Origin of the sequence: Synechococcus sp. R50.1, from assembly GCF_047462115.1 — a bacterium.
GTDB lineage: Bacteria > Cyanobacteriota > Cyanobacteriia > Thermostichales > Thermostichaceae > Thermostichus.
Map to the genome: position 1 here is coordinate 58911 of NZ_JANSIN010000005.1, position 13478 is coordinate 72388.

The 13478-nt window shown below is 60.9% G+C and carries 7 protein-coding genes; 6 read left to right on the forward strand and 1 reads right to left on the reverse strand.

What is annotated here, in order from left to right; translation table 11 throughout:
- Window positions 1-60 precede the first annotated feature (60 nt).
- Entirely contained in the window at window positions 61-1080 is a 1020-nt protein-coding gene (locus tag NW870_RS02650; RefSeq protein ID WP_414373767.1) for an ATP-binding cassette domain-containing protein, read from the reverse strand.
- A 234-nt stretch (window positions 1081-1314) separates the two neighbouring features.
- On the opposite strand from NW870_RS02650, the gene NW870_RS02655 reads away from it, so the two are divergent.
- The 6 genes from NW870_RS02655 (at window position 1315) to chrA (ending at window position 13425) form a co-directional block, all read left to right on the forward strand.
- Complete coding sequence (locus NW870_RS02655) at window positions 1315-2391, forward strand: hypothetical protein (RefSeq protein ID WP_414356803.1); 1077 nt, start codon at window positions 1315-1317, stop codon at window positions 2389-2391.
- Window positions 2392-2688: 297 nt separating this feature from the next.
- Entirely contained in the window at window positions 2689-7296 is a 4608-nt protein-coding gene (locus NW870_RS02660) for a glutamate synthase-related protein (RefSeq protein WP_414373768.1), read from the forward strand.
- 104 nt (window positions 7297-7400) lie between these two features.
- Entirely contained in the window at window positions 7401-8492 is a 1092-nt protein-coding gene (gene acsF / locus NW870_RS02665) for a magnesium-protoporphyrin IX monomethyl ester (oxidative) cyclase (protein ID WP_414373770.1), read from the forward strand.
- Window positions 8493-8565: 73 nt separating this feature from the next.
- A complete protein-coding gene (locus tag NW870_RS02670) occupies window positions 8566-10041 on the forward strand; it encodes a site-2 protease family protein (protein ID WP_414373771.1) in 1476 nt (491 codons plus the stop codon).
- Between the two features lie 48 nt (window positions 10042-10089).
- Window positions 10090-12051 (forward strand): tetratricopeptide repeat protein, encoded by a 1962-nt coding sequence (locus NW870_RS02675; RefSeq protein ID WP_414373772.1) that lies wholly within the window; start codon window positions 10090-10092, stop codon window positions 12049-12051.
- Window positions 12052-12153: 102 nt separating this feature from the next.
- The gene (chrA, locus tag NW870_RS02680) at window positions 12154-13425 is read left to right on the forward strand and encodes a chromate efflux transporter (protein ID WP_414373773.1); all 1272 of its coding nucleotides are present in this window, start codon (window positions 12154-12156) and stop codon (window positions 13423-13425) included.
- Window positions 13426-13478 lie beyond the last annotated feature (53 nt).

The following is a 13478-nucleotide window of genomic DNA, read 5'->3' on the forward strand; positions in this document are numbered from 1 at the left end:
TAAATATCTCGATATGCCTTTGTACAGGGATCAATGGGGCTCGATCATGAGGGGATGAAGTTACTTTTTCTTTTTGCCCAGATTGGCCTCGGCAGCGGCCAGCTCCGCATCCATGAGGGTTTGCCCGGTTGCCGCCAAATACACATCATCCAAGCTGGGACGAGATTGGGTGCTGCTGAACACCTCCAGCCCATGAGCTTGCAAGTGAGCGCGGATCTGGCTGAGGGGATCCTCCCCATTCCGCTGCACCACCAGGTTCAGGGCGTTGCCCTGGGCGCTGTTGATCACCACCTTCTGGACAAAGGGCAGGGATCCCAGCAGTTGGGCACCCCGCTGGGCCAGTTCTGCCGGGGCAAATTCCTGCAGCTTGACGGTGATGCGCTCGCCGCCGACGCGGGTTTTCAGCTCCTCTGGGGTTCCCTCGGCGAGCACCTTGCCCCGGTCGATGATGGCTACCCGATCCGCCAGCAGGTCGATCTCCTCCAGGTAATGGCTGCTGAGCACCACCGTGATCCCTGTGTTCTTGAGTTGGCGCAGAAAATCCCAGATGGCCAACCGACTGGGAATGTCCAGGCCCACCGTGGGCTCGTCCAAGACCAGCACCTGGGGTTGATGGAGCAGTCCTGCCGCCAGATCCAAGCGTTTGCGCAGCCCGCCGGAGTAGGTACCGATGCGCTGGTCGGCACGGTCGGTCAGCCCCAGCAGCTCCAGGACGGCAGCGATTCGCTCTTGGGCCAGGGGGCGCGGCAGGTGGTAGAGGTCGGCCTGCAACTGCAACAATTCTCGCCCGGTCAGCACCTTATCCAAGGCCACCTCTTGGGCGACAAACCCCAGTTTTTCTCGTACCGCTTTGGGGTTTTCGCTGGCCGGGATCCCGTACACCTCTATCCGGCCTGAGTCGGGACGGAGCAAGGTGCAGAGGCAATGCAAAGTGGTGGTCTTGCCCGCTCCATTGGGGCCGAGAATGCCGTAGATCTGGCCGGGTTCCACCTGAAAGGAGACATCCGCCACGGCCACTGTGGATCCGTAGCGCTTCTGAAGTTGCTGTACCAAGACTGCGGGAGTACTTGACATGGGCATTCACATTTCGCTCCCTCTAGGCTATCAAGCCTCTACAGAAGATGAGGGGTGGCGATCGCCCCCATTTCTTGCCCCTTGCCGCCAACCCCCTAGGGATGGTGGGAGCTGAACCGAGGCTCACGGTATAGTGGTTCAGGCGAATCCGGTGGGGGATCCCTGCCCATCCTTCAACCTAGTCCGGTTGGGTCGAACCCTCGCCAAGGTGTTTGTTGTGGATCTGTGGAGAGGAGATGAATGCTGAAGCCAAAGCGTGCCTCTTGTGGGGGCTCGGATTCCCCCACCGCAAAAGGTTGCCCTGCTGTAGCTTATATAACTTTGGCGCTCTTGGCGCTCAGCTTGGTCGGTTGCGGCGAGGGAACCACTCCCCTGGGCCCACTGGAAAATGTCTTTCTGCGGGCAGATGATTTTGAAATTACAGGGGGATCCCCGGCAGCGGGCGCAGTGGGGCCTTACCTACAGTTCAACATGCGGCGGCAACGGGATAACCAAATCCTAAATCGCCCCCTCAATGTCTATGTGGACAACGCCGGGCTGGCAGAGAGGCGGAATCCCCCTCTGGATAACCAAAACCGCCCCATCCTCTTACAGCGCTCGGTGGCCTTTTTGGGCAATGGCCTGGATTTGAACAGAGATGGCCAGCCGGATCTGCCCCCCAAAGAACCCCCCAGCTTCACCAGTGGCCCGCTGCTGCCCTACGCCCCGCCCAATCAGTGGCAAAGTCGGGCTGCCCTTGCCTATGTTCCCGGACAAGCCAATATCCCCGGACGGGGCCCCAGCGACCGCTTTGGCATCTATTTTTCTTCCATCCTGCCCTACACCGGGCAGCTTCGCTTCCGCGCCCGCGACGAGCTGGGCAATGCCTTTGCCCGCACCTTTGAGGTCACCTATCCGGCAGCAGCCAGCCGTGCCACGGTCACCGTCACCTTGGCCAACCTCACCGCCACTGCCCAAGAGCCGGTTCTCATTGCCATTTGTAACCAGTTGGGAGCTGCTGCCGTGGTGGGCCTGCGGAGTGGCACGTTCACCGAGCTGGTGGATCTCCTGCCGGCCCCAGAGCTGCCGGTGGATCCCATCTTGAGCGAGCCCATCCGCTATGTGGCCGAGGCTTATCAATTGAACCGCGATCGAGCCGTGATCCGCGTCTCCCAAAATCCCGCCGATCCCAGCCGCATGAGCGTTCCTCTACTGGGATCCGAAGGGGCAACCGGTCGGGCAGATCTGACGCTGGTGAACTCCGCAGGGGATCGGCTGACTTGCTTCAACGATCGGCTTTCGGATCTGCGGGATACGTTTTCTGACTTTTTCAGATAGCGATTGATCGCAGTTCTCCACAGAGCCAGTTGGCCGTGAGCTGGCGCCTATGCCTCGGTTTTCTCAGATCGTCTCAAAGTCTGCCGGAGAAGCCTGCAGAAGAAGCTCGAAAAATCTGTTCATAGTGAGCCTTTTTGAACTCTACTTCGCTGCTTCCTTCCGCTGGAACATTCTGTTGCCTTACTGGCAAAATCCGGCCCTAACTTGGGGCTGCCCCCTTTTCCTGTCGGATTGGAGTGCGATATGCTGGTTTTCCACCTCTAAAAGCGTGATTTATTCCAAACTGTTTTGACTCCTATGAATCCCCATCGCTCTCAGGTCTCGGTTCCTATCCTGCAGGAAAACTGGCACTTTCAAGAGCGGGATGCTTGCGGGGTCGGCTTTTTGGTGGATCAGCGGGGAAGAGCCAGCCACGACCTCTTGCAGAAAACCCTTCAGGCTCTCACCTGTATGGAGCATCGGGGTGGCTGTGGCGGCGACGGCCAGAGCGGCGATGGGGCGGGCATTGCGACGGCGATCCCCTGGTCGCTGTTGCAAGCAGAAATGGAAGAAATTCGAGCTTTGGATCCCGCTTACAGCGCGGTGGGGATGGTCTTTTTGCCTCAGGATCCTGCTGAGTGCCAGGCGGTGCAGCAGGTGATCGATGAATACTTGGCCACCACCGACTGGCAGCGGGTGGCTTGGCGGCAGGTGCCGGTCAATCCCGATTGCCTGGGGCCGATGGCGCGGCAGACCATGCCCTCTATCTGGCAGTTGATCCTTGCCCATCCCAGCCTGAGCGGAGATACCCTGGAGCAGCAGCTTTATCTGTTGCGGCGGCGCATTCGGCGGCGGGTGGAGGCTCAGTTTGGCTTTTATGCCCTGTACTTTGCCTCTTTGTCCTGCCGGGTCATCGTTTACAAAGGCATGGTGCAATCGGCGGTTCTGGGCCGGTTTTATCGAGATCTGCAAAACCCCCTCTACACCACTGCCTACGCCACTTACCATCGCCGCTTCAGCACCAACACCCTGCCGCGTTGGTCCCTGGCCCAGCCTTTTCGCTACCTTTGCCACAACGGCGAGATCAACACCTACCTGGGCAATGTCAACTGGATGGCCGCCCGCGAACAGACCCTTTCCCATCCCCGCTGGGGTACAGCGGTCGAGGATCTGAAGCCGATTATTGACCCCGGCACCAGCGACTCGGCGGGCCTGGACGCCGTGTTTGAGCTGTTGATTCAGTCCGGCTACTCCACTCAGCAGGCGATGATGGTGCTGATCCCGGAAGCCTATCGCAACCAGCCGGAGCTTCAGGATCACCCGGAAGTGGTGGATTTCTACGAGTTCTTCGGCGGCCTGCAGGAGCCCTGGGATGGCCCAGCGATGGTGGTTTTCTGCGATGGCAAAACCATCGGCGCCACCTTGGATCGGAATGGATTGCGTCCCGCCCGCTATGCGATCACCCGCGATGGGCTGCTGGCGGTGGGCTCAGAAGCCGGGGTGGTTGCCCTGCCGGAGACCGACATTTTGGAAAAAGGGCGGCTAGGCCCGGGGCAAATGCTGACGGTGGATCTGCAGAGCGGGCACATCTGCAAAAACTGGGAGATCAAAACCCAGGTGGCGGCCCAACACCCCTACGGCGAGTGGCTCAAAGCCCATCGCGTTCAGCTCAGCACCCAGGGCTTTGAAAATACCCCTCACCTCTCGGAAGAACAACTGCTCCAAGCCCAAACTGCCTTCGGCTACTCCTCGGAAGATGTGGAGATGATCATTGAGGAGATGGCGGCTACGGGCAAGGAGCCCACCTTCAGCATGGGGGATGATGCGCCGCTGGCTGTGCTGTCCACCCAGCCTCATCCCCTCTACGACTATTTCAAGCAGCGCTTTGCCCAGGTCACCAACCCCGCCATCGATCCCCTGCGGGAGAGCTTGGTGATGTCTTTGGATGTGTATCTGGGATCCAAGGGCAACCTGCTGGAGATCCGCCCTGAGCATGCCCGCCTGTTGCAGTTGCGCAGCCCGGTGCTCAACGAAGCGGAGCTGGCCGCTCTGCAGCATACCCCTTTTCCCTGCCACACGCTCCCGATTCTCTATCCGGTGGCTGCCGGCCCAGAAGGACTGGAGGTCCAGGTACGGGCTCTCTGCCAGCAGGCGGCTCAGGCAGTGCGGGGGGGAGCTGAGATTTTAATCCTCTCGGATCGCGGCCTTGATGCCGAGCAGGCTCTGATCCCACCTCTGTTGGCGGTGGGCACCATCCACCATCACCTCATCCAGGAGGGGCTGCGCCTACGCGCTTCCCTGGTGGTGGAGACTGCCCAATGCTGGAGCACCCACCACTTTGCCTGCTTGATCGGCTACGGGGCCAGCGCCGTTTGTCCTTATCTGGCCTATGAAGCTGTGCGGCAGTGGTGGCACAAGCCCAAGACGCAAACCCAGATGGCTGCCGGCAAGTTGCCCCAGCTTTCCCTGGCCGAGGTGCAACTGAAGTACCGCGCCGCCATTGAGGCAGGGCTGCTCAAGATTCTTTCCAAAATGGGCATTTCTCTGCTCTCCAGCTACCACGGAGCGCAGATTTTCGAGGCCATTGGCCTGAGTCAAGAGGTGATCGATCTGGCCTTCCGCGGCACGGTGTCGCGGGTGGGAGGCATGACGCTGGCGGATCTGGCCCGCGAGGGCATGGTGAATCACCAGCGGGCCTTTCCCGAACTCACCTCGAAAAAGCTGGAGAACTTTGGCTTTATCCAGGCGCGGCCCAAAGGCGAATACCACATCAACAGTCCAGAAATGGCCAAACTGCTGCACAAGGCCATCGAATCGGGTCAGCCTGCCCACTATGAGATCTACAGGGCGCACCTGCGCAGCCGCACCCCCACCGCGTTGCGAGACCTGCTGGATTTCCGCAGCGACCGGGATCCCATTCCCTTGGAGGAAGTGGAACCGGTGTCGGAGATTTTCAAACGCTTTGCCACAGGTGGGATGTCCTTGGGGGCCCTCAGCCGCGAGGCCCACGAGACCCTGGCCATTGCCATGAACCGCATCGGCGGCAAGTCCAACTCCGGTGAAGGCGGGGAAGATCCGGAACGATACCTCCCCATCACCGATGTAGGCCCAGATGGCACCTCGGCCCGCTTTCCCCACCTGAAGGGGCTGCGCATGGGGGACAACGCCAGCTCGGCGGTGAAGCAGGTGGCCTCGGGCCGCTTTGGCGTGACACCGGAGTATTTGCTCAACGCGCGGCAAATTGAGATCAAAATTGCCCAGGGGGCCAAGCCGGGCGAGGGCGGGCAACTGCCGGGCAAAAAGGTCAGCCCCTACATCGCCAAGCTGCGCCGCTCCAAGCCGGGGGTGACCTTGATCTCGCCGCCGCCCCACCACGACATCTACTCCATCGAGGATCTGGCGCAGTTGATCTTCGACTTGCACCAGGTGAACCCCCAGGCACAGGTGTCGGTGAAGCTGGTGGCGGAGGTGGGCATCGGCACGGTGGCGGCAGGAGTAGCCAAGGCCAACGCCGACATCATCCAAATCTCCGGCCATGAAGGGGGCACAGGGGCTTCCCCCTTGAGCTCCATCAAACATGCCGGGGCACCTTGGGAGTTGGGCCTGGTGGAGGTGCATCATACCCTGCTGGAAAACGGCCTACGGCAGCGCTCCATCCTGCGGGTGGATGGCGGCATTCGCACGGGTTGGGAAGTGGTGATGGCGGCCATGCTGGGGGCAGAAGAGTTTGGCTTTGGCACGGTGGCCATGATTGCGGAGGGGTGCATCATGGCGCGGGTATGCCATACCAACAATTGCCCGGTGGGGGTGACCAGCCAGAAGGAAGAGCTGCGCAAGCGCTTCCCCGGCACACCGGATCACGTGGTGACCTTCTTCACGTTTGTGGCGGAGGAGGTGCGCCAAGTCTTAGCCCAACTGGGCTACCGCTCTCTGAAGGAGGTGATCGGGCGGGTGGATCTGCTCTGTCCGCGCGCCGATGCGGTTCTGCAGAAGACCCAATCCTTGAACTTGGAGTGTCTGCTGCGAACTCCCCCCGGTTTTGATCCCAACACCCTGCCCGACTGGTTGGAGCATGAGCCGGTTCACGCCAACGGCCCGGTGCTGGATGAGCAGATCCTGGCTCAGCCGGAGGTGCAGAAGGCGGTGGAGACCTGCGGCACGGCCACGGTGGAGATCCCTATCGCCAACACCGACCGCTGCGTAGGCGGGCGCATTGCCGGAACCTTGGCCCGCTTGTACGGAGATACCGGCTTTGCCCAACAGGGGGGGCAGTTGGATCTGCGCTTTGTCGGCAGCGCCGGCCAGAGCTTTGGCGCTTTTACGCTGGCGGGGATGCGCCTGACCCTGACAGGAGAAGCCAATGACTACGTGGGCAAAAGCATGTGCGGCGGCGAGATCGTCATCCTGGCTCCCCCTGAGGCGCCCCGCGATCCGGCGGAAAATGTAATCCTGGGCAACACCTGTTTGTACGGGGCCACGGGCGGATCCCTGTTTGCCAACGGCCAGGCGGGGGAACGCTTTGCGGTGCGCAACTCGGGAGCGCAGGCGGTGATCGAGGGATCCGGCGACCACTGCTGCGAGTACATGACCGGTGGTGTGGTGGTGGTGCTGGGGCGGGTGGGCCGCAACTTGGGGGCTGGGATGACCGGCGGCCTGGCCTATGTGCTGGATGAGCAGGGCGACTTTCCCGCCAAGGTCAACGGGGAGATCGTGCGCATTCAGCGGGTGCAGACGGCGGCAGCAGAGGCACAACTGAAGAGCCTGATCCAGGAGCACTATCGCCGCACCCATTCCCCCAAAGCGGAGCGCATTCTGCAAAATTGGGAATCCTGCTTGCCCCTGTTTTGGCAGGTGATCCCGCCTTCGGAGGAGGGCAGCGAGCTGACGGATCCCTTGCGATCCCAGCCGCTGGCAGTGGAGTCTTAAGGATCTCTCAGAGCCTGCCGGTAACACTTCTTATCCCCACGACGGCCAGAGAGGCTGGTAAACTGCGAGAGTATACCTGGCCTTTTCATCCGCTTTAAATCACTATGAGTCCCAGTTCGCAAGCTGCTCAAACTCAAGCGCGAGTGCCCACCGAGACCATCCTGACGCCGCGCTTCTACACCACCGATTTCGAGGCCATCGGCAAAATGGGCTTAGGGGATCGAGAGGCCGATTTCCGGGCCATCCTGCAGGAGTTTCGCGCCGACTACAACCGCCATCACTTCGTCCGGGGTGAGGAGTTCAACCAAGACTGGGAAAGCCGCCTGGATCCGCAGGCGCGCCGGTTGTTTGTGGAGTTCTTGGAGCGCTCCTGTACAGCCGAGTTCTCCGGTTTTCTCCTCTACAAGGAGCTGTCGCGCAAGCTAAAAGAGACCAACCCCGTTTTGGCCGAGTGCTTTGCCCTGATGAGCCGCGATGAGGCCCGCCATGCCGGCTTTCTGAACCGCGCCATGGGCGACTTCAACATGGCCTTCGACCTGAGCTTTCTCACTAAGCACAAGTCTTACACCTATTTCGCGCCGCGTTTCATCTTCTATGCCACCTATCTCTCGGAGAAGATTGGCTACTGGCGCTACATTCTCATCTACCGCCACCTGGAGGCCCACCCCGAGGATCGCGTTTACCCGATCTTCAACTTCTTCAAGAACTGGTGCCAGGACGAGAACCGCCACGGCGATTTCTTCGCGCTGATGCTTCTGAGCCAGCCCAGGCTGCTGCAGGGGTGGGTGGCCAAGCTGTGGTGCCGCTTCTTCTTGCTGTCGGTGTTCGCCACCATGTACCTCAATGATGTGGGAGAGCGCCCCGATTTCTACCGCCTCATCGGCTTGGATCCCCATGCTTATGACATGGAGGTGATCTACAAGACCAACCGCGAGGCGGCCAAGGTGTTTCCGGTGGTGTTGGATGTGGAAAACCCTGAGTTTGTGCGGCGGCTGCAGAAGTGTGTGGCCAACAACGCCAAGCTGAGGGAGATTGCCCGGGGATCCGGCCCCTTCAAGGGTTTGCGCAAGCTGCCCCTCTACCTGAATAACTTCTATCAGTTTTTGCGGCTGTTTCTGCTCAAGCCCCGCCGTGCCGGCTTCTACTTGTGGGAGCAGCCTGAGCCCCGTTTTGAGGGAGCGGCTGTTTCTGCTTAAGCTGTCTGCTGCCTCGCCTCAGTCGCGTCAGGGGTGTGGAGCACTCTTGCAGGTAGGCCATCACAGGTAGACCATGAACATCGCCACCGAGATTACTCCCCTCTTTTTGCTGGGAACGCTGGCCTTTTTGGGTTGGGGATTTTGGCGGGCTCGCCGACGGGGATCCTTGGCCGTCTGGGTGTGGTTGCAGGGATCCCTGCTCTTGTTGCCGTGGGTGGTTTTCCTGGGGCTGCTGCTGCTGGGGATCTACCTCAATTTTGCAGGCTTCCTGGTGTTGCTGTTGGTCTTTACAGGGCTTTACATTGCTGTGGGGCGCAAGACCCGCCAGTTGGCCCAGCAGGAGCTGCAGGCCCGTCGCGAGCAGTTGGCTCGTCTGGAAGAGCAGGGGGAAGCCCCTTCGGCAGGGGAGGCGCCTTTGGAAGCGCCTGCGGTTCTGCAGCGGATCTCGGCTGAGGATCTGCAGGCCATTCAGTCTATTTTCGGCCTCGATACCTTTTTCGTCACCGAGACCGTCCCCTATGGGGAAGGGGCGATTTTTAAGGGCAACCTGCGCCAGGAGGCGGAGGTGGTGGTACCCCTGCTGGTGGAGAAGCTCAAAGAGCAGGTGGGCAGTCGCTACCAGCTCTTTTTGGTGGAGGATCCGGCGGAAAAGCCGGCGGTGGTGGTCTTGCCGGATCCCATCGTCAATTACCGCGCTTCCGTGGGGGCGCAGATCCTGGCGGGGGCGTTGCTGGTCTTCAGCTTCGTCGCCACGTTGGAGGTGGGGGCCAATCTCTTGGGCTTCCGGCTGTTGGATGCGCCGGGGCGCTGGGTGGAAGCCCTGCCGGTGGCAGCCGGGATCTTCGCCATCTTGCTGGTGCACGAGACCGGACACCGCTGGATGGCGGGCAAGTACGGGGTGCGCCTCAGCCCTGCCTTTGTTATCCCCAGCTTGGGCATTGGCACGCTGGGATCCCTGAACCGCATCCAATCGCCAGTGCCCAACCGCAAGGCTTTGTTCGACATTGCCTTTGCTGGCCCGGCGGCGAGCGGGATCCTGTCGCTGCTGGTGCTCTTGGCTGGCCTGAAGCTATCCGGCTCAGGAGGGCTGTATGTGCCTACCGAGATATTCCGCAGCTCCATCCTAGTGGGCACTCTGGCCCGGCTGGTGCTGGGATCCGAGTTTCAGTCGGAGCTGATCCCCATTCATCCTTTCGTCGCCGTGGGCTGGATCGGCCTGGCGATAACGGCCTTGAGCCTGCTGCCTGCCGGCCAGTTGGATGGAGGTCGCATTGTGCAGGCGGTGTACGGGCGGAAGACGGCGGCCCGCGCCACCTTCATCACCCTCATTGCCCTGGCGGTCGCTTCCTTTAGCAACGTCTTGGCCCTCTATTGGGCGCTGCTGATCCTGTTCATTGCTCGCGAGCCAGAGCGTCCCCCTCAGGATGAAATCACAGAGACCGATGGCCAGCGGGATGCGCTGGCTTTGCTGGCCCTCTTTTTGATGGTGATGACCCTGCTGCCGATTGCCCCGGCTTTGGCGGGCTTTCTCAATTTCCCCAACGGCTGATGGGGCACAGGCTCAGGATCCGCCCGCGCGAGGAGCGCACTGCCATCCATGCCTAGACCGGGGAAAGGCTTTGGCCCAAGCAGAGCTGGAAAGGGCAAAGGAGAGCATCTGCAGCGTCTGTTGGCCCAGGCCGTTCGCCATCACCAAGCGGGGCAATGGCCACAGGCCGTCTCGCTTTACCAGCAGGTGCTGCAAGCCCAGCCCACTCACCCGGAGGCGCTGCACCTCTTGGGGGTCTGTCGGCAGCAACAGGGATCCCTAGAGGAAGCAATTGCCCTGATCCGGCAGGCCCTTGTCCAACAGCTTTGGTTCCCCGATGCCCACTTTAACCTGGGGATTGCCCTCAAGCAGGCGGGGCGGCTGGCGGAGGCGAAAACTCACCTGCAACTGGCCCTAGAGCAGGGGGGGCCGGATCCAGAAGTCTTCTACCAGTTGGGGCTGGTGCTGCGGCAGCAGGGAGATTTGGAGGCGGCCCTTGTCCCCTTAGGACAGGCCCTAGAGCTGCAGCCGGACTTTGCCGATGCTGCCTACACCTTGGCCATTGTGCTGCGGGATTGTGGCCAAGAGGAAAAAGCGGCGGAGCTGTTTTACCGCCTTTGGCAGGCCGATCCTGCCGACTTGGCCGCTGCCCTGGGGTGGTGTGTGAGCCAGTTGCCCTTGCTGTACGCCTCGGCAGACCAAGTTCCCGTGGCCCGGGAGCGCTACCGCCAAGCCCTACAACAGGTAAAGGCCCGCTGGGAACAACTGCCGCGGGATCCGATAACCCTGGAGCAAGCGGCTGCCGGGATCGGCTCCGTCCAACCCTTCTTTTTGCCCTACCAAGGCCAGAACGACCGCGATCTGCAGCAGCTCTACGGATCCCTGGTCTGTGAGGTCATGGCAGCCCGCTACCCCCACCCCCCTCTGCTGCTCAAGCAACGCGCCGACAAGCTGCGGGTGGGCATTGTCTCCGGCCTGTTTCGGGATCACTCCGTTTGGAAGATCCTGACTCGCGGCTGGGTAGAAGCTTTGGATCGCTCCCAAGTGGCTCTCTACGGCTTCCACACCTCTCCCGTTCACGATGAAATCACCCAATCCCTACCCCCCTATTTCGAGCGCTTTGTGGCCGGATCCCGCAGCTTGGAGGAATGGCAGACGGCCATTCGAGAAGCCCAGTTGGATGTGATCCTGTATCCCGAAGTGGGGATCGATCCCGTCTGCGCCCCGTTGGCCGCCTTGCGTTTGGCCCCCGTGCAGGCCATGGCCTGGGGACATCCACAAACCTCTGGGCTGCCCACCATCGATGTTTTCCTGAGCAGCGAGCTCATGGAGCCGCCAGAAGGGGCCAGCCACTACTGCGAACGGCTGCTTCCCCTGCCCGGAATCGGCACCTACTATGTTCCCCTGGATATTCTCCCGGCCCCAGTGGATTGGCAAGCTTGGGGGGTGGATCCCGATAGGGTGCTCTATCTCTGCGCCCAATCCCTGTTTAAATACCTGCCCCAGCACGACGAGGTGTTCCCTCGCATCGCCCGGAAAGTGGGGAAGTGTCAATTTCTATTTTTGCGAGGCCGCTTCTCCCAAGGGATCCGCGAGCGCTTTTGGCAACGGATGCGGCGGGCCTTTCAAGCCTATGACCTGGCCGCTGAAGAGTATGTGGTGCTCTTACCAGAACTCTCCCCCGCAGAATATGCGGCCTACAATGCCCTGGGGGATATTTACCTGGATAGCCTCGGCTGGTCAGGGGGCAACACCACCCTGGAAGCCCTGCCCCACGGCCTGCCCATCGTCACCTTGCCCGGATCCCTGATGCGGGGCCGCCACACCTACGCCATCCTGCAGCAGATGGGGATTCTCGATACCATCGCTCATAACCTCGATGAATACGTCCAGATTGCCAGTCGGTTGGGCTTGGATCCAGAGTGGCGAGAGCAAATGGGCCAGCAGGTGAAAGCACGTCAAGATCGCGTCTACCGGGATCCCGCGCCGATCCGCGCTCTGGAAGAGTGGTTGCGAAGCCTGAAGACCTGAGGGGGCAGTTTGGGTGAAAGGATAAACGGGCGAGTGTTGTCCTCTTGAAGGGATCCCGGACAGATGGCAGGATAGGCGGGGTTGTCTTGCCGGGCTTTGCCCATGTCTTCTGAGTCTGCTCCCGGTCAGTTCCCCAGGCCGGAAAACGCCCCCGACAACTTGCCCTCCCTTTCAACGCGCCTGAAAGAGATTGCCGTGGTATTCCTGCGGCTGGGATCCCTGGGTTTCGGCGGCCCCCAAGCCCACATCGCCATGCAACACGATGAGGCGGTGATCCGGCGGGGCTGGATGAGCCAGGAACAATTTACCGAAGGGGTGGGCCTATGTGAAATGTTGCCAGGGCCAGCTTCTACCCAGATGGGGATCTATGTCGGCTATGTGCGGGCAGGCTGGTTGGGGGCGGTGCTGGCGGGGATTTGCTTCATTGCCCCTGCTTTTGTGATCGAGGTGATTTTTTCTTGGCTTTACTTTCGCTTTCAGGGGGTGCCGCAGCTAGAGGGGATGTTTTTTGGGGTGGCCCCGGTGGTGATCGCCATTATCCTGGCCTTTTGCTGGAAACTGGGCCGTAAAGCTGTGAAGGATTGGAGCCGGGGGCTGATCGCGGTGGCGGCCTTTGCCCTGCTGCTGATTGGGGGGGTGAATATCCTGTTGCTGTTCGGGCTGGCGGCTCTGGTGGGGCTGCTGCTGTATGGGCCCAAAAAAGGCCCACTATCGGGGATCCCGATTTTACTCCCTTGGCCAGTATTGACGTTGGCCCAGACGGTAGTGGCCACGGTTCCACCGGAAACCCTTATCCTGAGCAGCTTTTGGGGTCTGGAGCGGATTGGTGCCTATTTCTGGCCTTTGACCTTGTTTTTCCTGAAAGTAGGCGGCGCCATCTTCGGGGGAGGGCTGGTGATCATCCCCTTCATCGCCGACGAGGTGGTGGATCAGTTGGGCTGGTTGACGCCGACAGAGTTCTTGGATGGGGTGGCCATTGGGCAATTTACTCCTGGCCCGGTGGTGCTGACGGCAGCCTTTATCGGCTACAAGGTGGCAGGGGTGCTGGGGGCCCTGACGGCAACAGTGGCCATCTTTGCCCCTTCTTTTGCCTTTATTTTGCTGGCAGCTCCGGTTCTGTTGCGCATACGGCACAATGCTTGGGTGAAGGGATCCCTGCAGGCAATTACCCCAACGGCCCTGGGGGCTGTTGCTGCGGCTACAGTGCCCTTGGCCCAAAATGCGCTGCTACAACAAACAACTCCCGCTTCGCTGGTGGCTTTGGGGATCGGGGTAGCGGCCTTCATTGCCTTGATGCGCTTTCGCCAGCCCACTTGGCTGTTGGTGTTGATGGGAGGGGGGGCGGGTTTGCTGGCCCGAGGTCTGCTGGCCTAAAGGTTTTGCTCCCTGGCCCTGCTTTCTCCTTGGGGGTGAGGGAATGACCCTGA